Annotated in this window: 14 protein-coding genes; 5 read left to right on the forward strand and 9 right to left on the reverse strand. The window is 68.4% G+C overall.

Translation table 11 applies throughout. The features are described 5' to 3' along the window. Positions 1-18: 18 nt before the first annotated feature. The 4 genes from PBN85_RS15580 to PBN85_RS15595 are packed head-to-tail and all read right to left on the reverse strand — an operon-like array spanning position 19 to position 4049. Entirely contained in the window at positions 19-1425 is a 1407-nt protein-coding gene (locus tag PBN85_RS15580; RefSeq protein ID WP_271299553.1) for an amino acid permease, read from the reverse strand. A gap of 31 nt (positions 1426-1456) precedes the next feature. Beyond that, positions 1457-2104, reverse strand: coding sequence for a GntR family transcriptional regulator (locus PBN85_RS15585; RefSeq protein WP_037535511.1), 648 nt, complete (start codon positions 2102-2104; stop codon positions 1457-1459). A 22-nt stretch (positions 2105-2126) separates the two neighbouring features. Next, on the reverse strand, positions 2127-3125 hold the full coding sequence (locus tag PBN85_RS15590; RefSeq protein ID WP_271299554.1) for a 4-hydroxyproline epimerase: 999 nt from the start codon (positions 3123-3125) through the stop codon (positions 2127-2129). Between the two features lie 9 nt (positions 3126-3134). Beyond that, positions 3135-4049, reverse strand: a complete 915-nt coding sequence (locus tag PBN85_RS15595; RefSeq protein ID WP_037535515.1) for a dihydrodipicolinate synthase family protein — start codon at positions 4047-4049, stop codon at positions 3135-3137. A 69-nt stretch (positions 4050-4118) separates the two neighbouring features. Here PBN85_RS15595 and PBN85_RS15600 point away from each other — a divergent pair, with 69 nt between their 5' ends. Both PBN85_RS15600 and PBN85_RS15605 read left to right on the forward strand, forming a co-directional pair. Beyond that, a complete protein-coding gene (locus PBN85_RS15600) occupies positions 4119-5351 on the forward strand; it encodes an NAD(P)/FAD-dependent oxidoreductase (protein ID WP_271299555.1) in 1233 nt (410 codons plus the stop codon). Continuing rightward, on the forward strand, positions 5348-6526 hold the full coding sequence (locus tag PBN85_RS15605) for a M24 family metallopeptidase (RefSeq protein WP_271299556.1): 1179 nt from the start codon (positions 5348-5350) through the stop codon (positions 6524-6526). Before PBN85_RS15600 ends, PBN85_RS15605 begins: the two co-directional genes overlap by 4 nt. Positions 6527-6582: 56 nt before the next feature. Here the strand turns inward: PBN85_RS15605 and PBN85_RS15610 are convergent, their stop codons facing one another. From PBN85_RS15610 to PBN85_RS15620, 3 genes are read right to left on the reverse strand one after another with little or no spacing between them, the layout of a single operon-like run. Continuing rightward, on the reverse strand, positions 6583-8337 hold the full coding sequence (locus PBN85_RS15610) for a DUF885 domain-containing protein (RefSeq protein ID WP_271299557.1): 1755 nt from the start codon (positions 8335-8337) through the stop codon (positions 6583-6585). Further along, positions 8334-9335: an Ldh family oxidoreductase gene (locus tag PBN85_RS15615; RefSeq protein ID WP_271300910.1), complete on the reverse strand. Its 1002-nt coding sequence runs from the start codon at positions 9333-9335 to the stop codon at positions 8334-8336. Before PBN85_RS15615 ends, PBN85_RS15610 begins: the two co-directional genes overlap by 4 nt. A 17-nt stretch (positions 9336-9352) precedes the next feature. After that, entirely contained in the window at positions 9353-11713 is a 2361-nt protein-coding gene (locus PBN85_RS15620; protein WP_333781834.1) for a glycoside hydrolase family 127 protein, read from the reverse strand. Positions 11714-11855: 142 nt separating this feature from the next. Here PBN85_RS15620 and PBN85_RS15625 point away from each other — a divergent pair, with 142 nt between their 5' ends. Both PBN85_RS15625 and PBN85_RS15630 read left to right on the forward strand, forming a co-directional pair. Beyond that, positions 11856-14828, forward strand: a complete 2973-nt coding sequence (locus PBN85_RS15625) for a TonB-dependent receptor domain-containing protein (RefSeq protein WP_271299558.1) — start codon at positions 11856-11858, stop codon at positions 14826-14828. Positions 14829-14842: 14 nt separating this feature from the next. After that, positions 14843-17536, forward strand: a complete 2694-nt coding sequence (locus PBN85_RS15630; protein ID WP_271299559.1) for a DUF5695 domain-containing protein — start codon at positions 14843-14845, stop codon at positions 17534-17536. Here the strand turns inward: PBN85_RS15630 and PBN85_RS15635 are convergent, their stop codons facing one another. Both PBN85_RS15635 and PBN85_RS15640 read right to left on the reverse strand, forming a co-directional pair. Continuing rightward, on the reverse strand, positions 17537-18532 hold the full coding sequence (locus PBN85_RS15635) for a cupin-like domain-containing protein (protein ID WP_271299560.1): 996 nt from the start codon (positions 18530-18532) through the stop codon (positions 17537-17539). It abuts the gene before it with no gap. Then, positions 18529-19212 carry a SapC family protein gene (locus PBN85_RS15640; protein WP_271299561.1) on the reverse strand — a complete coding sequence of 228 codons (684 nt, stop codon included), beginning with the start codon at positions 19210-19212 and terminating at the stop codon, positions 18529-18531. The genes PBN85_RS15635 and PBN85_RS15640 overlap by 4 nt, the downstream gene beginning before the upstream one ends. A gap of 229 nt (positions 19213-19441) precedes the next feature. Here PBN85_RS15640 and PBN85_RS15645 point away from each other — a divergent pair, with 229 nt between their 5' ends. Then, positions 19442-22483 carry a TonB-dependent receptor gene (locus PBN85_RS15645; protein ID WP_271299562.1) on the forward strand — a complete coding sequence of 1014 codons (3042 nt, stop codon included), beginning with the start codon at positions 19442-19444 and terminating at the stop codon, positions 22481-22483. Positions 22484-22487 lie beyond the last annotated feature (4 nt).

Consider the following 22487-nt stretch of genomic DNA (forward strand, 5'->3'; position numbering starts at 1 on the left):
ATCGCGCGCGCGGTGCCGTCAAGCGGTGGCGGCGGCGAGCCCGTGGCGGCGGCCGTAGCCGAGATAGACGAGCAGGCCGATCGCATTCCAGCCGAGGAAGCGGACCAGCGTCGCCTGCGGCAGGCTGACGAGCAGATAGACGCAGCCGAGCACCGCCAGACTGCCGACGACGAACGGCGCCGGGCAGCGGAACAGCCGCGGCTGCGCCGGCGCGGTCCGCCGCAGCACCATCATGCACGCCGCCACCGCGATGAAGGCGAGCAGGGTGCCGGCATTGGCGAGCTCGGCGATCTCGTCGAGGCGGAAGAACCCCGCGACCAGCGCGATCGACACGCCGGTCAGCAGCGTGATCCGCGCCGGCGCGCCGGTCCGCGGGCTGAGCGTCGCGAGACTGCGGGGCAGCAGGCCGTCACGCGCCATGACGAAGAAGATGCGGCTCTGCCCGTACATCATCACCAGGATCACCGACGGCAGCGCGATCACCGCGGCGAGCGCGATCAGATGGGCGGCGAACGGCCGGTCGAGCGAGCGCAGCACCAGCGCCAGCGGCTCGCTCGAATGGGCGAGCGCGGTGAACGGCAGCGCCCCGACAGCGGCGACCGCGACCGCCATATAGATCAGCGTGCACGCGAGCATCGACCCGACGATGCCGATCGTCAGGTCCCGCCCCGGGTTCTTCGCCTCCTCGGCGGAGGTGGCGACCGCGTCGAACCCGTAGAAGGCGAAGAAGACGATCGCGGCGGCCGCCATCACCCCTCGCTTGGTGCCGCCGCTCTCCACCGAGGCGAAGCCATAGGGCATGAACGGGTGGAGGTGATCGGCGTTGAACGCGGGCAACGCGAAGCCGACGAACACCGCCAGCGCGACCAGCTTGATCACCACCAGCAGGATGTTGAGCGTCGCGCTCTCGCGCGTGCCGAGCAGCAGCAGCCCCATCACGCCGAGCGCGACCAGCACCGCGGGCAGGTTGATCAGCCCGCCGCCATGCGGCCCGGCGAGGAGGAGCGCGGGAAGGTGCACTCCCGCCGATTCGATCCAGCCGACCAGATAGCCCGCCCAGCCGACCGCGACGGTCGAACAGGCGAGCGAATATTCGAGGATCAGGCTCCACCCGACCACCCAGGCCACCGTCTCGCCGAGCGCGGCATAGCTGAACGTATAGGCGCTGCCCGCCGCGGGGATCATCGTCGCCAGCTCGGCATAAGCGAGCGCGGCGCAGGCGCAGACCGCACCGGCGATCGCAAAGGCGAGGATCACCGCGGGTCCCGCGCGCTCCGCCCCGATGCCGGTCAGCGTATAGATGCCGGTGCCGACGATCGCCCCCACCCCCAGTGCGATGAGATGCGGCCACGACAGCGTCTTGGCGAGCGCCTGCCCCGCCTGCTGGCGGACGACGGCGTCGAGGGATTTGCGCGGGCCGAGCATGAGCGATCCTCTCCTGTTATGATGATGGCGCCTAGCTGGCGCCGAATTGCTCCCGCAGGTCGGCGAGCGTCGCGCCGATATGCGCGGCGAGCAGGGCTTCGAGCCGCGCGCCGTCGCGGGCCAGGAACGCATCGAGCAGCGCGCGATGCTCCTGATGCGCGCGCGCGTCGCGCCCGGCGGGGGCGAGATGCGCGACGACATAGCGTTCTGCGAGGATCGACAGCCGCTCGACCAGTTGCGTGGTAAGCAGCCGGTCGCCCGGTCGCACCAGCGCGACGTGGAACTCGCGGTTGCGGATCGCCACCGCGGCGAGGTTGCTGCCCGCGGCGCAATCGAGCCGCTCGAACGCCTGCACCGCCGCGTCGCGCCCCGGCGGTCCGGCGACCTGCGCGGCATAGGCCGCGGCGGCGGGTTCGATCGCGAGGCGCAGCGCGTAGATCTCCTCTGCCTGCCCGGCGCAAAGGGCGCGCACCATATAGCCGCGATTGGCCTGGCTGGTCAGCAGCCCTTCCTGCTGCAACCGGCCGAGCGCCTCGCGCAGCGGGATCTTGCTGACGCCCAGCTCGGCGGCGAGCGCGTCCTGACGCAGCGGCGTCTCGGTCGGCAGCTCGCCGGTGATGATCCGTTCGCGGATGATCTCGAACACGCGTTCGGACAGGGTGCGGATGACGATGCTCATCGCGGCGCCGGCGGCAGCGCGATCATGTCACCTGGAAACCTGCCCAGAAGGTGTCGGCGCGGTCGATCCAGATCGTGTTGAAGCCGGTGGCGATCGCCGACCCCTCGATCGACGGGATGATCGCCGGCGCGTCGCCGAGCCGCGTCTCTGCCTCGACCCGCCCGGTAAAGCGGCTGCCGATATAGCTTTCGTGGACGAACCGGTCCCCGACGGCGAGCCGGCCGCCGGCATGGAGATGCGCGAGCCGCGCCGAGGTGCCGGTGCCGCACGGCGACCGGTCGATCGCCTTGTCGCCGTAGAAGACCGCGTTGCGCCCGTCGGCGCCCGCGCCGCGCGGTGCGTCCGCCCACAGCACGTGGCTGACGCCGCGGATCGTCGGATCGAGCGGATGGACCGGCTCGAACGCCTCCCGCACCGCCGCGCGCACCCGCCGGCTGAGCGCGATGATCCGGTCGGCGCCGAGGTCATCGAGCCCGGCATAGCCCCCCTGCGGCTCGACGATCGCATAATAATTGCCGCCATAGGCGACGTCGATCGACAGCGGCCCGATCCCCTCGACATCGATCTTGATGCCCTGCGCCGCGACATAGGAGGGCACGTTGGTGATGCGCACCGCGGTCACCTTCTCGCCCGCCGTCTCATAGGCGATGTCGATCACCCCGGCGGGCACCTCGACGCGCAGTCGCCCCGGCGTCGCCGGCTGGATCAGCCCGTGTTCGAGCCCGAAGGTAACGATGCCGATCGTGCCGTGACCGCACATCGGCAGGCAGCCGCTCGTCTCGATGAACAGGATGCCGATATCGGCGTCGGGCAGCGTCGGCGGATAGAGGAAGCCGCCCGACATCATGTCGTGCCCACGCGGTTCGAAGCACAGGCCGGTGCGGATCCAGTCGAAGCGCGCCAGGAAATCCTGGCGCCGCTCCGACATCGACTGCCCGCGCAGCAGCGGTGCACCGCCGGCGACGAGGCGGACGGGATTGCCCGCGGTGTGGCCGTCGATGCAAAAGAAGGTGTGGCGCACCGCTCCGGCTCAGGCCGCCGCGGCGACGTCGAGCGACGGCCGCGTCGCCGCCGCCTGTTCGACCATCGCGATCACCTCGGCCCGGCGCGCGCCTTCCAGCACGTAACGCGGCGGCAGCACGCGCTCCGACCCGCGGCCCATCACCTGCTCGGCGAGCTTGATCGACTGGACCAGATCATGTTCGGCATCGAGGTGGAGCAGCGGCATGAACCAGCGATAGATTTCCATCGCCTTGGCATGATCGCCGCGCTCGAACGCGCGCACCAGCTCGACCGATTCGCGCGGAAAGGCGTTGGTCAGGCCGGACACCCAGCCCTGCGCACCGAGATACAAGCCTTCGAGCGCGACGTCGTCGAGCCCGGCGAACAGCACGTAGCGGTCGCCGAAGGCATTGCGGAAGTCGGTGAAACGCCGCGTGTCGGGCGCGCTTTCCTTGACCGCGACGATGTTCTTGACCGGCACGAGGGCGCTCAGCACCGCCTGGTCGATCACCGTCCGATAGGCGGGCGGATTGTTGTAGAGCATGATCGGCAGGCCGGTCTGGTCGGCGACGCCCTTGAAATGGTTCACCAGCTCATGCGGCTTGGGAACATAGACCATCGGCGGCAGCAGCATCAGCCCGTCCGCCCCCGCCTTCTCGGCGGCCTGCGCGTAGCGGACGGCGCGGCGGGTGTCATATTCCGACACGCCGGTGACCACCGGAACGCGCCCCGCCACCGCTTCGACGATCGCGCTCAGCGTCGTCACCTTCTCGTCGAAATCGAGCGAGTTATTCTCTCCGACGGTACCCAGCGCGATCACCCCGGTGACGCCGTCCTTGACGAGATCGTCGACGACGCGCTGCGTATCGGCCAGATCGATCGAAAGGTCCTCGCGCACCTGAGTCGTCACCGCGGGGAAGACCCCTTTCCACCCGATCGTCATCTAACAGCGTCCTTTATCATTCGTGGAATATCGTATACCAAAGTTGCGGAGCGCGGCAAGGACAAGATGATGCAACGACAAGTCGCGGTGATTGGCGGGGGCGTGGTGGGGCTGGCGAGCGCGGTGCGGCTCGCCCGCGACGGTCATCGCGTCACCGTGTTCGATCATGATGATTCGCGACAAGCGCCGTCGTGGAACAACGCCGGCCATATCGCGATCGAACAGGTCGAGCCGCTCGCCTCGCCCGCCTCGGTGCGCAGCGCGTGGCGGCGGCGTTTCGCGGCGGGCGGCGCGCTCGACCTGCCGCCGGCGATGGCGCGCGACTGGCTCGTCTTCCTGCCGCGCTATCTCGCCGCGAGCCGCCCGTCGCGCTTCCGCCACGGTAGCGCGGCGCTCGGCAGCCTGCTCGCCACCGCGATGCCGGCATGGCGGCGGCTCGCCGCCTCGCTAGACACGCCCGGCCTGCTGCGCGAGGACGGGCATCTCGTCGCCTGGTGCGATGCGCGTGCGGCGCAGGCCGGCGCCGCGGCGTGGCGACGGGCGCAGACCGGGGCGGTGACGGTCGCCGACGCCGGTGCCGAGGACCGCGCCCGGATCGCCGCGGTCTGTGCGGTGCCGATCGCAGGCGCGGTCCGCTTCACCGGCAGCGGCCAGATCGCCGATCTCGCCACGCTCGTCGATGCGCTCGAAGCCGCGCTCGAAAGCGCCGGCGGACGGATCGTCCGCGCCACCGCGAACGTCGCCGTCCGTGACGGCCGCGCGACGATCGTCGGCCATGACGCCGATCTGGTGCTGGTCGCGGCGGGGATCGGCAGCGCGCCGCTGCTCGCCGCCGCCGGCGAGCCGGCACCGCTGATCGCCGAGCGCGGCTACCATATCCGCGCCGCCGCCGATCACTGGCCCGCCGATTGTCCGCCGATCGTCTTCGAGGAACGCTCGATGATCGTCACCCGCTACGCCGATCGCGTCCAGGCGTCGGGCTTCGTCGAATTCGGCAATGCCGCCGCGCCGCCCGATCCGCGCAAATGGCAGCGGCTCGAAGCGCAGGTCCGGGCGCTCGGGCTGGCGATGGCACCGCCGTTCAGCCGCTGGATGGGCGCCCGCCCGACCCTGCCCGATTATCTGCCGGCGATCGGCCGTTCGAAGCGCGTCGCCAATCTGGTCTACGCCTTCGGCCACCAGCATCTCGGCTTGACGCTCGCCGCGACGACGGGCGAGATCGTCGCCGCGCTGATCGCGGATCGCCCCGCGCCGTTCGATTGCGCGCCCTTTTCCCTCGAACGTTTCGGAGCAAGACGATGATCATCGGCGGATCGACCGCAGCGGCGGAGCTCGCCACCCTTTCTGTCTGGTCCGATCCCGCGCCGGTGATCGGGGCGGGCGAGCGCAGCGATCGACTTGCCCGCGCCCGCGCGCTGACCGCCGAACAGGGCGCCGATGCGCTGCTCGTCACCGCCGGCGCCTCGCTGCGCTACTTCACCGGCGTCGGCTGGTCGCCGACCGAGCGGCTGGTCGCGCTGCTGCTGCCGGTCGACGGCGAACCAATCGTGATCTGCCCGGCGTTCGAACGCGGCTCGCTGCTCGCCGAGCTCGAGATCGCCGCCGATCTGCGGCTGTGGGAAGAGGATGAGGATCCGCACGCGCTGGTCGTCCAGGCCTTGCCGGCGGGCGCGACGCTCTCGCTCGACCCGCTGTTGCCGTATGCGGCGGCGCGGCGGCTCGGCACCCGGCTCACGCTTCAGGACGGGGCGACGATCATCGATGCGTTGCGGATGATCAAATCGCCCGCCGAGCTCGCGCTGATGGCCCAGGCCAAGGCGATGACGCTCGAAGTCCAGCGCCGCGCCGCGCGCATCCTCGCCCCCGGCATCCGGGCCAGCGAAGTGAAGCGCTTCATCGACGACGCGCATCGCGTGCTCGGCGCGCCGGGATCGACCTTCTGTGCGGTGCAATTCGGCACCGCCACCGCCTTTCCGCATGGCCTGCCCGGCGATCAGCTGCTCGCCGAAAACCAATTGGTGCTGGTCGACACCGGCTGCGCGATCCACGGCTATCAGTCGGACATCACCCGCACCTATGCCTTCGGCCGCGTCGACGACGATATCCGCGCGACCTGGGCGCTGGAGAAGGAGGCGCAGGCCGCGGCCTTCGCCGCCGTGCGGCCCGGCGTGCCGTGCGAGGCGGTCGACGCGGCGGCGCGGCGCGTGCTGGAGGGAGCGGGGCTCGGACCTGACTATCGCCTGCCAGGGCTGCCGCATCGCACCGGCCACGGCATCGGCCTGTCGATCCACGAACCCGCCTATCTGGTCCGCGGCGACACCACGCCGCTGGCACCCGGCATGTGCTTCTCCAACGAGCCGATGATCGTCGTGCCCGACCGCTACGGCATCCGCCTGGAGGATCATTTCCACGTCACCGCCGACGGTGCGGCGTGGTTCACCGAACCGCAGCCGTCGATCGATCGCCCGTTCGATTGAGATGACGGCGTGATCCTGCAACGCCGGGCAGGATCACGCCAGCCGTTCGACGGCTCTTATTTCTCCTCGTCGGGATACGGCCCCTTGCCGCCGGCCGCGATGAACGCGTCGATCCGCCGGTCGAGTTCGGGCATCGGCACCGACCCGAGCGCCAGCACCGTGTCGTGGAAGGCCCGGATGTTGAAGCGCGGACCGAGCGCCGTCTCTGCCCGCCGCCGCGCCGCCTGGATCGCCAGTTCGCCGGTATAATAGCTCAGCGCCTGCCCCGGCCAGGCGATGTAGCGATCGACCTCGGTCTCGATCTCATGGTCGGCGAGTGCGGTATTGTCGCGCAGATAGGCCTGCGCCCGCTCGCGGCTCCAGCCCATCGCGTGGATACCGGTATCAACGACCAGCCGCGCGGCGCGCCACGACTGGTAGCTCAGCATGCCGAACAGGTCATAGGGGGTCTCGTACATCCCCATCTCCTCGCCCAGCGCCTCGCAATAAAGCGCCCAGCCCTCGCCATAGACGGACAGATAGGTGTCGCGGCGGAAGGCGGGCAGGTCATGGTTCTCCGCCGCCAGCGGCATCTGGAAGGCATGGCCGGGCGCGCTTTCGTGCAGCGTCAGCGCCGGCAACGCGTAGAGCGCGCGCGACGGCAGGTCGTAGGTATTGACCAGATAGACACCCGGCCCGCCGCGCCCGCTGGTGTAGAAAGGCGCCAGATCGGCCGGCACCGGCTTGATCGCGAAGCGGGCGCGCGGCAGCCGCCCGAAATAGCGCGCCGCCTTGCCGTCGAACGTCTTGGCGATCCACGCGGCGCGATCGAGCAACGCTTGCGGCGTGTTGGCATAGAAGCGCGGATCATGGCGCAGCATCGCGAGGAAGGCCGGCAGATCACCGGTGAAGCCGACCGTCGTCATCACCTGCTGCATCCGCGCCCGAATCCGCGCCACCTCGGCAAGGCCGATCGCGTGGACCTGCTCGGGCGTCTGGTCGAGCGTCGTATATTCGGCGACCTTCGACTGATAATAAGCCTTGCCGTCCGGCAGGTCGTAGGCGGCGAGCCCGATGCGCGCACGGGGAATGTAATCGTCGCGCAGGAACGCGAGCAGGCGCTCGTGCGCCGGCACCACCGCGTCGCGGATCACCTTCAACGCCTCGGCCCGCAACGCCGCCTGCTGCGCCGCGGGCATGGTCGCCGGCATCGTCCGGAACGGCGTGAAGAAGGGCGATCCCTCGCCGGCGCCCGCCGTCACGACCTGCGCGACGCCGATGTCGCGGCCGGTCAGCGTCACCCGCGGCGGCGTGAAGCCGCGCGCCAGTCCGGCGCGCATATTGGCGATATTCTGGTCAAAGTAGCGCGGCACGTCGCGCAGCATCGCCAGATAGCGCGTGTAATCCGCCGGCCGCGAAAAAGGCTCGCGCGCCTGATCTGCAAGATCGCTCCAGAAGCTCGAGTCGGAGGTGAGCGGCTTCTCATAGTCACGGAAGCGCTGCTCGGCGAGCAAGGCGCGGATCTGCGCGGAATAGACACCATAGTCGAGCCGCGCCGCCGGCGACAGATCGTCACGCCGGATCGCCGCGAGCGCCGCCGCCGTCTGCGTCCAGCGGGCGAGTTTGGCCGCCTGCGCCGCCGGGCCGACGTCGGGGAGGCCGCGAACGCTGTCCTTGTCATCGTCCTCGCTCGGCGGCTGTTGCAGTTTCCGCCAATTATATTCCCCGGTGTAGAGCGCGCGTAGCCGGGCATCGGCGTTCCCGGCGGGCGCTGCTGGGGCCGGGGCAGGCGCGATGAGCAGCGCCGCGGCGAGGATCAGCGCCACCGTCATGCCGCCCCCCCGATCGCCATGATCTCGGCATGAAGCGCCGCGGGCACCACCACCCCCTCGGCCAGGCTGCGCGCCCGGGCGGCATAGCGGCGCGCCGAGGGCAGACGCGCGCCCTGCGCCTCGATCGCGGCGAACATCGCCTCGGCCCGGGCAAGATGCGCCGCGGTCTCCTCGCCGAGGAAGCCGGCGGGATCGATCGCGACGATCAGCTCGCCGCCGATCGGCGAACCGCCGCGGCCGCCGTCGCGCGCCAGCGATTCGCGGCTGGTCATATCGCCGATCAGAGGTCCGGCGAGCAGCTCGACCATCGCCGCCAGCGCCGACCCCTTGTGGCCGCCGAAGGTGCGCATCGCGCCGTCCAGCACCGCCTTGGCATCGGTGGTCGGCGCGCCCTCGGCGTCATAGCCCCAATCCTCCGGTACCGGCAGCCCGGCGCGGCGGTGCAATTCGATTTCGCCACGCGCGACGACGCTGGTCGCGAAGTCGAAGACGAACGGCGCCTGCCCCGGTCGCGGCCAGCCGAAGGCGATCGGGTTGGTGCCGAACACCGGCTTGGTGCCGCCCGCCGGCGCAACCCAGGCGTGCGACGGCGTGACTGCAAGCGCGACGAGCCCCTGTTCCGCCAGCGCCTCGACCTCCGGCCACAGCGCCGCGAAATGCACGACATGGTTGAGCGCCAGCGCGGCGATGCCATGCGTGCGCGCCGCCTCGACCAGCACCGGCAGCCCGCGTGCGAAGGCGAGCTGCGCGAAGCCGCCGCCACCGTCGACGCGGACCAGCGCCTTGCCCGGACGGCTGACCACCGGCCGCGCGTCGGGCACGACGACGCCGGCGCGCACGCTCGCCGCGGCGACGAGCAGGCGGTAGATGCCGTGGCTGGCACAGCCGTCGCGTTCGCCCGCGACCATCGTCTCCGCCACCGCGTCGGCATGATCCGCGGCGAGACCGACCGCCTTGAGCTTCGCCTGCGCCAGCGCGCGCAGCGCGGCGAGCGTCATCGTGATTCCGGAGTCGGTCACAGCGTCTCTTCCGGCTTGGCGGTGTAGATGCGCAGGCCGAATACCGGCCCCGCACTGCTGCCGTTATGCGGCACGACGCGGATGCGGACCTTGCTCTTGCCGCGGGTCAGCGGTTCGGGAAGCGGATAGACAACGTCGAAGAAGCGCCCCGGATGATCGTTGGCGAGATGCTGTGTTGCCACCCTGACATTGTCGACGAGCAGGTCGAAGTCGCGCGGCCGTTCGTCGCCCCAATAAGTCGCCTGGAGCAGCAGCGGCCCCGGCCGCACCGCCATCGTGCATTCGAACCAGCCGCCCGAGCGGGCATCGCGCCCCGCCCGGCCGCGGTAGGTGAGCGGATAGGAGAGTTCGCTGGTCAGGCCGTGGTCGCGCTCGGGCTGCATCTCGCCAAGGTGCATGACGTCGACCGACCGTGCGGCGATATCGCGCAGCCGCGCCTGTTCGGCGGTGAACGCCGCCTCCTCGCGCCGCCATTCGGCATCGTCGAAGCGCCGGAAATAGACGGCGCTGCGGCGACGATATTGGCGGTAGAAGGGGACGATGTCGCGGTCCCCCGGTCGCAAAATGCCGCGCGTCGCGTAGTGCGCCGCCGTAGCATCGGTGGCGACGATGCCGGCGAGCAGATCGCTGCCGACCAACGCCGGGTCCGCCTGCGCCCACGGCGTCGTCGCCGGGCCGAGGTCGGCGGCAAGCACAAGCGGCCCTCGCACCAGCGCGACGGTGCGCGGATCGCCCGGCGCCGGCTCGAGCCGCAGGGCGAGCGGGAGTTCGATCGCGATCCGGTCGCCCGCACGCCAGTGCCGCGTCACGATCGCATAGCCGCGGGCGCGGACGGGCGTTACCGCGGCGCCGTTGACGGTGACGCGCGCGCCCTCCCCCGCCCAGGCCGGGATGCGCAGCGCCACCGGGAAGCGCCCGGCGCGCAGCTTGGCGAAGGTCAGCGTCGCTTCGCCCTCGAACGGATAGCGCGTCGCGAGCGACACGGTCGCGCCGCGCGCCGCCCAGTCGGCATCGGCGGCGGTGTAGAGGTTGACGTAGAAGGTCCCGTCCGTCCCCTCCCAAAAGACGGAATCGCCATGTTTCGCGTGGCTCTCCATCCCCGATCCGACGCAGCACCAGAAGGCATCGTCGGCGGTGGTCGAATAGTCACGCGCCACGCCGCTCATCAGCGGCGTCATATAGGTGAAGCCACCCGTCGCCGGGTCCTGCTGCGCAAGCACATGATTGAGGTGCGCACGCTCGTAATAATCGAACAGGGCGCCGTCCGGCTGCCACGACCATAGCTGCCGAGTCAGCTTGAGCATGTTGTACGTGTTGCAATGTTCGCACGTCTGTTCGGTGATGTGATCGGCGATGGTGTCCGGCGCGGTGAAATATTCGCGGTCGGCGTTGCCGCCGATGACATAGGAATGATGCGCGGTCACCGCGTTCCAGAAGGTGCGCGCCGCAGCCGCCGCGGCGGGATCGCCCGCCACCTCGTACAGCCGGGCGAGGCCGATCAGCTTGGGCACCTGCGTATTGGCATGCAGGTTGGCGAGCCGATCCTCTCCGCGCGCGAGCGGATCGAGCACCGTGTCGTCATGGATCAGCCGCGCCATGCGCAGCCAGCGGGGATCGCCGGTGCGCGCATGGAGCTCGGCATAGCTTTCGTTGAGGCCGCCATATTCGCAGCCGAGCACCGTCTGCACCTGCGCCGGGGTCAGTGCCGCGAAGACGCCGGCGATATAGCCGGCGAGCCCCTCCGCCACGCCGAGTGCGCGCGGATCCCCCCAGGTCTGATGGACGTCGAGCAGCCCGGCGAGCCACTTATGGACGGTGTACAGCGGTGACCAGGAGCCGTTGAGATCGAACCCGCCCGAGGTGATCTCGCCACGCCGGATCTCGGCGAAGATCACTTCGCCATCGACGATCGTGCCGTCCTTGGTCTTGCGGCCGAGTGCGCCGACATAGCCGGTGCCGCGCGTCGCCTGTGCCAGCGCCAGCTCGCCGACGATATAGTCGGCGCGGCGGTGCAGCTCGGCATCGTGCGTCTGCTGCCAGGTGAGCGCCAGCGCGCTGAGATAATGGCCGAGCGTATGGCCGGCGATCGTATCGCTCTCCCAGCCGCCGTAGATCGCCGCCTTCGGTGGCAGTCCCGCATAGAGCCGCACGTTGTGCAACAGCCGGTCGGGGTCGAGCCGCAGCAGATAGCGGTGATTGACCGCCACCGCCGTCGCCTGATCCGACGGATGCAGGCGGATCGCGGCCAGCGGCAAAGGGCGGGCCTGCGCCATGGGGGTCGGCATCGCCGCGGCGAACGCCCTGCCGGCGAACGACAGTGCCGCGGTCCCCATCATCACCTCACGCCGCGACACCATCGCCCGCTCCTTCCGACTTATCGTATACGATGGGATATAGGAAATTTGCCAGCGACGCCAGACGGATATTGTATACCTTATTATTGGCATGTATCGCTTGCTCGAATCAGCGACAGAAAGTTGCGATGAAAGGGGCGTCAGAATGACTAAATTGCCTACCGCATTACGTGTGTCCGCGGGTCTTGCCGCGCTCGCCTGCGCGCTCGTCAGCCACGCGGCGTTTGCGCAGATCGCGCCGGTACCGCAGGCCGATACCGGCACCGCGACGCTGACCGACAAGCCCGATGCGGAGGCGAGCGAAGAGGTGGTGGTGACCGGCACCCGCATCCGCCGCCCCGATCTGATCAGCAACAGCCCGCTGACCACCGTCAACGCCCAGGAGCTCGCGCTGCAGGGCGCGACCAATGTCGAAAACGTCCTCAACCGGTTGCCGCAGTTCACCGCCGACGCCAACGAGAACGTCTCGAACGGGTCCGACGGCACCGCGAACGTCAACCTCCGCAATCTTGGCGCGAGCCGCGTGCTGACGCTGATCAACGGCCAGCGCATGCTGCCGACCCAGGCGATCGACATCAATTTCGTCCCCTCGGCGGTCGTCGAGCGCATCGACGTCGCGACCGGCGGCGCCTCCGCGGTCTACGGCTCCGACGCGCTGTCGGGCGTGGTCAACTTCATCCTGCGCGACAAACTCGACGGCGTCCGCCTCGACGTCCAGTCGAGCGTCGCCGATCACACCAACGACAACAGCTTCCTGCGCTCGATCATCGGCGCGCGCGGCTATAGCAACGCGCCCGAACATGTCCGCGACGGCGGCAAGCAGGACGTCAACGCCGCGGTCGGCAAGACCTTCCTCGACGGGCGGCTCAACATCACCGCTTATGCGGGTTATCGCCACACCGATCCGGTGCTGCAATCGAACCGCGACGTGTCGGCCTGTGCGCTCAACAGCGCATCCACCACCTTCACCTGCGGCGGGTCAAGCAACACGCCTTATGGCACCTTCACCCCGCTCGCCGGTCCGGCCGCGGGACAGAAGCTGACCAACAGCATCGACGGCAGCCGCACCTGGGTTCCCTATGTCAGCTCCGTCTACGCCTATAATTACGCGCCGCTGAACTATATCCAGCGCGCCGACGACCGCTACAATGCCGGCGCCTTCCTGCACCTCAAGATCGCCCCCGCCGCAGAAATCTACGGCAGCTTCATGTATATGAAGGACAAGAGCTTCTCGCAGGTCGCTCCCTCGGCGCTCTATTTCGGGCAGACCTATACGGTCACCTGCAACAACCCGCTGCTCAGCGCCAGCCAGGCGCAGACGCTGTGCGGCACTGCCGCCGGCACCGCGGCGACGCAGAACACGCTGATCGGCTACCGGCTCAGCGGCACCGGCGCGCTGCCACGGCGCGACAGCCTGCAACATGAGGATTTCCGGTCGATGGTCGGCGTCCGCGGCGATCTCGGCAGCGGGTTCCATTATGACGCCAGCGTGCTGCGCTCGGTCGCGCATTACGACGAGACCTATCTGAACGACGTCAGCGTCGGCAAGGCGCAGCGCGCGCTGCTCGCCGTGCCCGACGGCAAGGGCGGTGCCGTCTGCCAGTCGGTGCTCGACGGAACGGATACGGCATGCGTTCCGGTCAACGTCTTCCAGGCCAATGCGATCACCAGCGCCGCGGCCAATTACCTCTACGCCCCCAAGTCGACGCAGGGCCGCTATGCGCTCAGCGTCATCTCGGGCAGCGTCACCGGCGATCTCGGCGAATTCGGTATCACCAGTCCGTTCGCGCATGACGGCGTCGGCATCGTCCTCGGCGGCGAGCACCGTCGCGAGACCTTGCTGTTCACCGGAGACGAACTGGCGTTGGCGGCCGGCACGCAGAATTCGGACGGCATCATCGCGGTCAACGAAGGCTTCGGCGAAATCGAATTGCCGCTGGTGCAGGACAAGCCGTTCATCCGCGGCCTGACGCTCAACGGCGGCTTCCGCTACTCGTCCTATAAGAACCGGCAGGATTCCACCGGCTTCCGGTCGAGCTACAACGCCTTCACCTACAAGGGCGAACTCAGCTGGCAGGTGGTCGAGCCGCTGCGCCTGCGCGCCAGCTACAACCGCGCGATCCGCGCCCCCAATATCACCGAATTGTTCTCCAACCTGTCGCTCGGCAACGCCAATGCCACCGATCCCTGCGCCGGCGCGGCCCCGACCGCCTCGCTCGCCGCGTGCCAGCTCACCGGCGTCACCGCGGCGCAGTACAACAACCGCCTCGTCATCGAATGTCCGGCCGATCAGTGTACCGGCCAGTTCGGCGGCAACCGCAACCTGAAGCCCGAAAAGGCCGACACCTATACCGCCGGCGCCGTCTTCGCGCCGAACGGCGGCCGGACCCTGTCGGTCTCGCTCGATTATTATCACATCAAGGTGAAGGACTATATCGGCAGCATCGATCTCAACACGACGATCGGCCAATGCTTCTCGACCGGCAATCCCTTCTATTGCGGGCTGTTCCATCGCGACCCGCTGACCGGTTCGATCTTCGGCACCGGCTATGTCGTGTCGACGACGCTCAACACCGGCTATCTGCAGACCTCGGGCCTCGACGTCACCGGGACGGTCGTCATCCGCCTCGGCAAGTTCGGCAAGATCGCCACCGATTTCGTCGGCACCTATCTGCTCCAGCAGATCACGCAGCCGCTGCCCGGCGGCGGCACCTATGACTGCAAGGGGCTGTTCGGCTATTCGTGCGGCCAGCCCAATCCGACCTGGCGGCACAATCTGCGCGTCACCTGGAGCCCCGACGACACGGTCAGCCTGTCGGCCAACTGGCGCTACCTCGACGCCACCCGCCTGTCGTCGACGTCGAGCAACAGCTTCCTGACCGGTGATGCCGACCCGATCGACGCGCGCATCCCCGCCTACAGCTATTTCGATCTTACCGCGGCGGTCGCAATCAACGACAATCTGTCGCTGCGGCTGGGCGCGAACAATCTGCTCGACAAGAGCCCGCCGGCGCTGGCGTCGGGCGTGCTCAATCTGTTCGGCAACGGCAATACCTATCCCGGCGTCTATGATGTGTTGGGTCGGCGGATCTTCGCCGGCGCGACCATACGGTTCTAGGACGAAGGGCCCGGATGTCGATCACCCGCCTGCCCGCGCTCGGCGCGCTGTTCCTCCTCGCCGGGGCGGCACCGGCGGTGCCGGTCACGCCATTCGCGATCGGCGCGCTGCACGGTACGCTGCGCGCCGACACGCAGACGCTGGCGCAGCTCTCCCCCGCCGGCGAGCCGGCCTTCAGCTTCGTGCCGACCGCGCGCGAGGCGGAGCGGTCGGGGGATGGCTATAATCACGTCGGGGATCTCGACCTGCGGCTGCGCGTCGCGGGCGGGACGTGGCGCGACTTCGGCTCGGCGCATCGCCGCCGGCCGATCGTTGCGCTGCCGACGCCGCGCGGCACGATCGCCGCGGCGGACATCACCGCGACGATGGGCGACGGCATGCCGCTCCTCGTCGAGCGCCGCTGGCAGATCGATCGCGGCGCGCTCGCCCTGCGCTTCCGGCTGACCAACCGCAGCGCGGCCGCGGTCGAGATCGGCGGGCTCGGCATGCCGATGGCCTTCGACAATATCATCACCGGACGCGACCTCGATCAGGCGCATGCGCAGGCGAGCTTCGCCGATCCCTATATCGGCCGCGACGCCGGTTATCTCCAGGTGACCCGGCTCAACGGCCAGGGTCCGGCGCTGCTCGTCCTGCCCGGCCGTGATACGCCGTTCGAGGCCTATGCCCCGCTCGCCGATGCCGCGCATGCGCCGGCGGACGCGGTGTTCACCGAAAAGACGCGCCGCGAACAGACGTTCGAGGGCTTTTACGACTGGCTCGTCCACTCGCGCGGCTTCGCCGAGCGCGAATGGCGCAACGCCGGTGGGCAATGGAATGCACCGACCAGCCGCCTGCTCGCGCCGGGTGCTTCGCTGGAAATCGGCGTCCGCTTCGTCGCCGCGCCGATGATCCGCGGCATCGAACCGACGCTGATCGCGCAGCGCCGCCCGGTCGCGATCGGCCTGCCCGGCTATGTCGTGCCGACCGACCAGAGCGCCAGCCTGTTCGTCCGCGCGCCGTCGCGCCTCACCGGCTTCGACAGCAGCCCGGCGGACGCGCTCGCCGTCCGGCGCGCGGGCAGCATCCACGGCTGGACGCGGCTGGCGATCCGCAGCCATGGCTATGGCCCGGCGCGGCTGACGCTCCATTATGCCGACGGGCAGCAGCAGACGGTCAGCTATTACGTCACCCGGCCGCTCGACACGACGATGGCGGCGCTGGGCCGGTTTGCGACGACGCGGCAATGGTATGAGGGCAAAGGCGATCCGTTCGGCCGCTCGCCCGCGATCCTCACCTATGACCACGAGGCGCAGCGGATCGTCGATGTCGAACCGCGCGTGTGGATCGCCGGGATGAGCGACGAGGGCGGCGCGGGCAGCTGGGTCGCGGCGATGATGAAGCAGCTCGATCATCCCGATGCGGCCGAGGTCGCCAAGCTCGAGCGGCTCGTCGACGAGACGGTGGTCGGCCGCTTGCAGGTCGCCGACGGGCCGCATCGCGGCGGCGTGCGCAAGAGCCTGTTCTATCACGATCCCGCCCGCTTCCCGACGCTGTATCGCGATCCGGCGGCGTGGAAGAGCTGGACGGCGTGGGATGCCAAACAGGCCGGCGATCTCGGCCGGTCGTACAATTACCCGCATGTCGCGATCGGCCATTGGGTGCTCTACCGGCTGGCGCGCAACCACGTCGGCCTCGTCACGCGGCATGACTGGCGCTGGTATCTCGACTGGGCGCAGACGACGATCGTCGCGATGATGCGCGACGCGCCCTATTATACGCAATTCGGCCAGATGGAGGGCAACGTCTTCCTCGACATCCTCGCCGATCTGCGCCGCGAGGGGATGACCGCCGAAGCCGATCGGATCGAGGCGCTGATGCGCGCGCGAACCGACCATTGGGCGGGCCTGCGCTATCCGTTCGGCAGCGAGATGGCGTGGGATTCGACCGGCCAGCCCGAGGTTTACGACTGGCTGCGCCATTTCGGCTATGAGCGGCAGGCGGTGCAGACGCGTGAGGTGATCCTCGGCTATGATCCGACGCTGCCGAGCTGGGGCTATAACGGCAATGCGCGCCGCTATTGGGACTTCCTCTACGGCGGCAAGACGGCGCGGATCGAGCGGCAGATCCACCATTACGGTTCGACCAACAATGCGCTGCCGCTGTTCGATTCATTCCGCCGCGATCCCACCGATCTGCATCTGCTGCGCGTCGCCTACGGCGGGCTGATGGGTGGGATCACCAACATCGATCGCGACGGTTTTGCCTCCGCCGCCTTCCATGCCTGGCCCGACCGGATGCAATGGGATGCGTATAGCGGCGACTATGGCATGGGCTATTTCGCGCATGCCTATGCGGTGGCGAGCTATCTGGTCGACGACCCGACCTTCGGCTGGCTCGGCTTCGGCGGCGAGGTGACACAGGCCGCCGGCAGTGTGACGATCCGGCCACGCGACGGCGCCCGCACGCGGCTGTTCATCGCCCCCGCCGGCCAATGGATCACGCTCGCCGCCGGTCGGATCGCCGCGGCGCGCTACGCGCCGAAGACGGGTGCGATCACGCTGACGCTCGATCCCGCCGATGCCGTGACGCCCGCCGCGCGGCTGTTCGTCGCGCGCACCACGCCGGCCGGGCGGGACTATGCCGCCGCCGGCGGCACGGCGGAACGCGGCGGCGTCACGCTGCCGCTCGCAACGACGCCGGTCGAGGTGACGCTGCGCCCGCGCTGATCAACCGCCGCGCAGCAGCCGCATCACCAGATCGCGGATGCGGCTGCGGCTGGCCGGCTGACCATCGAGGATGCCATGTTTGGCAGGGGGCAGGAAATGCAGCGGATGCCGCTCCGGCCGGAAGACATAATGGTCGAACCATGCCCGCCACGCCGCCCGCTCCGCCGCGGGGCGTTCGGCGATCGCGAGCATCGCCAGCAGCATCGTCGTATAAGGCGCTTCGGGACCATCGGCGAAACCGTCCCACCAGTAATTGACCAGCACGTTGACCGGATCGGTCGCCTCGACCTGATGCCACCACAATTTGGGGACATAGAGTGCATCCCCGGGTTCGAGATCGACCAGCTCGGCGCGATCCCGCCAGCGCTCGAAACGCGGGAAGCGGATATTGCCGGGCGGGCTGCCGACCGCGAGGCCGACTGGCTGGCCGGCCATCGTATGGTCTATTGGTCCGACATATAGATCGCCGATCGCTTCCGGCGGATAGAGCGTGAAGCGGCGGCGGCCCGCTGCGACGCAGGCGACATTGTCCATCGCATCGTAATGACAGGCGACGCTGGAGGCGTGCCCGATCCAAACCCGCGGCGAGACGTCGGCCGGTACGAACGGCAGCCGCACCGCCGCCCCGATCCCCGGCAGATAGGTCTCGGCCGGCAGCGAACCCATATACAGGCTCGGCCGGTCGGCCGCCTCGGCGGTCGCGACGATGCGGGTCAGCGCGTCGCGAAACGGCACCGTCTCGCGCGTGAAGTTGAACCCGGCGAGCGCCTCGTCATAGAAATAGCGCGCGCCGATCGCCGGGCGGCCGATGAACATTTCCGCCGACTGGCCGGCATCCGCCGCCAACAGTGCCGCGATCACCGCCTCTCGCCCGCCGGCGAGCATCGGCCAATGGCGTGCGACGCCGCGCAGCACGACCGGCGCCCCCGCCGCGACGACCTGCGACCGGAAGGCGGCGGGATCGGCGAGCGCCGCCGCCGGCGCCTCGGCGATCATTGCGCCGCCGCCAGCCGATCGTTGTGGATCCGCCCGAGCGTGCGCAGATGCCGCACCGAATTGGTCTGCGCATAAGAGAGTTGCAGGTCACCCGCCCGGAACAGCGCCAGCACCGCCTCGTCGGGCAGCGCGTGCAGCGCATCGAGGCTGATGGTGTAGAGGCCGTCGAGTTGCACGCTCTGGCCATTGTCGAACTGCATCGCGACGTCGATCGGTTCGAGCAGCCAGTGATCGAGCAGCCGCCGGATGAAGGCGTCGGTCGCGGCAAGACCCTGGTCGAGCGTGTGCAGCGCCTGCTGGACGCGCTTGAGCGCAGGCGTCGCCTCGCCGGTCGCTTCGAACAGCGCGGCGCCCTCGTCCTTTGCGAACGCGGCATGCTCGCGATCGATCACGACCTGCCCCTCGGCGATGAAGAACCCCTGTCGCTCGAGGTCCGCCGGCCGATAGTCGCGGAGCGCGCCATCCGCGCTCAGCAGATTGCGCCCCGGCTCCAGCCCCATCACCACACCGGCATAAAAGGCGCCGGTCTCGGGGTGTTTGGTGAACAGGATCGGATAATAAGGCGCCGCCTTGAGGAATTCGTCCGCGACGATCTGGGCGAAGTGGCGCGGAGTGTCGATCCGGCGCGACAGGCGCAGCGCGGCATGATCCGCGCGGTTCAACATCTGCCAGTCCGGCATCGGCCCCTCCATCACCTTGCTTTTGGTAGCGCTGCAATTCGCACGATCCGTGGCCGATGCAAAGCGACGATCACTCTTACAAATGCTTGCAAATCTACAGCGGCCCATTATTGTGAGCGCTACCGTTCGAGATGGTTCCTGGCGTCGTGCCGGCGAATCGCGAAAGAAATGAACACGCGCCCACGCCCCCGCCAGAAGGGGTCATGCGCATCAGAAGAGGGGATGCCTAATGTCTACGTCTACGCGCGCCCGTTGTGGAGCCCGCGGGTTCCGCCGGCTTCACGTTCTTGCCTGCGCCACCAGCCTCGCCGGTTTCGGCTGGGCTGCGCCCGCGCTGGCGCAGGACGGCAATCTGCAGAACAGCACGACCAGCCAGCCGGCCGCGCCGCAGCCTGCGGTGCCATCGACCGCCAACACGACCACCGCGTCGGAGGCCGGCCAGCCCCAAGATGCCGCCACCGCGCAGGACGTGTCGCAGGGCAATAGCGCGGAAGGTCCCGGCGAGGATATCGTCGTCGTCGGTCTGCGCGGGTCGCTCCAGCGCAACCTCGACCTCAAGCGTACCTCGTCGGGCGTCGTCGACGTCATCTCCGCCGAGGACATCGGCAAATTCCCCGATTCGAACGTCGCCGCCTCGCTCCAGCGCCTGCCCGGCGTGTCGATCCAGCGCAACGGATCGCGCGGCGAGCCGACCGGCATCACCGTCCGCGGCTTCGGCGGCGACTTCAACACCACGCTGTACGACGGCCGCCGCATCTCGACCGCGACCGGCGGTCGCCAGATCGACTTCTCGACCGTCGGCGTCGATTTCATCGGCCAGCTCAGCGTGCTCAAGACTCCCGACGTCTCGCTCGCATCGAGCTCGATCGGCGCGACCGTCGACATCGCCTTCCCCAAGCCGTTCGACCATCCCGGCTTCCGCGTCGCCGCGACCGGTTCGGGATCGATCCAGGATCGTTCGGGCAAGATCGTGCCGACCGGCGGCCTGCTGATCAGCAGCACCAACAAGGACGAGACGTTCGGCGTCCTCGCCGACGTCATCTACACCAAGCGTGATACCGATACCAATCGTGTCTATGTGTCGGGTTGGCCCGGCGGCAACTACGCGCCCTGCCAGCTCGCCGGCTTCACCGGCACCTGCACGCCGACCGCGGACACCAATTCGGCCGCCTACGCCACCGCGAGCAACCGACAGAATCTGCCGGGCTGGTTCCCGCAGCAATATGGCGCCGAGCAGCAGCGCGTGCAGGACGAGCGTGTCGACGCGCGCATCGCCCTGCAATATCATCCTTCCGACGATCTGATGCTGACGATCGACAATAATTTCTCGCGTCAGAAGATCACGCAGGAGAATTACGCGTTCGGCGTGTGGTTCAGCCAGGGCTCGCTGCGCAACGTCACGCTCGATTCGAACGGCACCGCGACCGATTTCACCCAGACCGGCACGCCGACCGACTTCACTGCCGCGCTCAACAAGCAGATCCTGCAGACCAACCAGACGGGCATGAACGTCAAATATGACGCGACCAGCAACCTGACGCTGGAAGGCGACGTCGCTTATGCCAAGAGCTGGCTCAACCCCGGCAACGTCATCGGCAGCGCCAATGGCGACATCGGTTATGGCAATGCGCTGAGCAACAACCTGCGCTTCAGCGTGCTTGGCGACAGCAAGGATGCCTTCCCGACGATCAGCGGCTACGGTCCGGCGGGCAATGCCGCCGGCTGGGCGGATCAGTCGCTGATCGGCAGCCACGTCACCGTCAACCAGACGCAGCACAATACCGACGAACTGGTCCAGTTCCGCGGCAACGCCACCTGGAAGCAGGACAATGTGACGCTGAAGGCCGGTGGCCAATATTATCAGGACACGTTCAACTTCCGCAACCAGAGCACCTTCACCAACAACTTCTGGCAGGCCTATGCGGGCTACGGCGCGCCGTCGGGCAGCACGACCGGCATCTCGCCGCTGCCGTCGAGCCTCTACCAGGGCTCGGTCAGCCTCAACGACTTCATCCCCGGCTTCAAGGGCAGCCTGCCGCCGTCGGTGTTCGTGTTCAGCCCGATCGCCTATCAGAATTACCTGACCGGCCTCGGCAATCCCTCGACGACGCGGGTTCCCGGCTTCAATTACGGCAACGTCAACGGCTTCACCGGCACGTTCGACGAAGCGGTCGATCCCGGCAGCGTGCTGCGCGTCCGCGAGCGGACCTGGTCGCTGTACTTCAGCGCCAACTTCAAGACCGAGATCGGCAACCTGCCCTTCACGTTCAATGCCGGCATCCGCAATGAGGTGACCAATCTCGTCGCCACCGGCCAGGGCCGCCTGCCGACGTCGATCACCACCAGCACCGCCGACCCGACGCTGCTGAGCATCCCGACCTATACGGCGGTTCAGGGCGTCACCAACAACAGCTCCTATTCCTATCTGCTGCCGAGCCTGGATGCGAAGCTGGAGCTGACCGACAATTTGATCCTGCGCGTCGATGCATCGCGGACGCTGACCCGTCCGTCGCTCAGCCTGCTCAATCCGGTGCTCAACGTCGGCAACGGCCAGCGCGTCGGTGCCTTGTCGGCGAGCGGCGGCAATCCGAACCTCAAGCCCTATCTCGCCGACAATTTCGACCTCGGCGCCGAATGGTATTATCGCCGCAACTCCTATCTGGCGGTCAATTTCTTCCTCAAGAACGTCAGCAACTTCATCGTCGGCGGCGTGACGCGGCAGGCGATCAACGGGCTGATCGACCCGACCACCGGCACGTTGGCGAGCTTCGCCGTGTCGCAGCAGGTCAACGGCCCCGACGCCACCGTGCGCGGCGTCGAGCTCGCGCTGCAACAGGTGTTCGGCGATACCGGCTTCGGCTTCCAGGCCAATGCCACCTTCGTCAACACCAACCGGCCGTATGACAGCACCAACATTAGCCAGACCGGCTTCGCCGTCACCGGCCTTGCCAATTCGGCGAACTTCGTCGGCTTCTATGACAAGGGCGGCTTCCAGTTCCGCACCGCGGTCAACTGGCGCGACAAATATCTGCTCCAGTTCGGTCAGAACCAGAACACCGGTTCGTTCGGGTCGGAGCCGACCTTCGTCAACCAGAGCTTCCAGATCGATCTGACGACGAGCTACGACATCAGCAAGAACTTCAGCGTCTTCGGTGAAGCGCTCAACGTCAACAACAACCAGCAGAGCACGCACGGCCGCTATTCCAACCAGCTGCTCGACGTGTTCGACTATGGCCGCCGCTATACGGTCGGCGCACGCTACCGGTTCTGATCCT

This window comes from Sphingomonas sp. CV7422, assembly GCF_027945725.1.
In the GTDB taxonomy this organism is placed as follows: domain Bacteria; phylum Pseudomonadota; class Alphaproteobacteria; order Sphingomonadales; family Sphingomonadaceae; genus Sphingomonas; species Sphingomonas kyungheensis.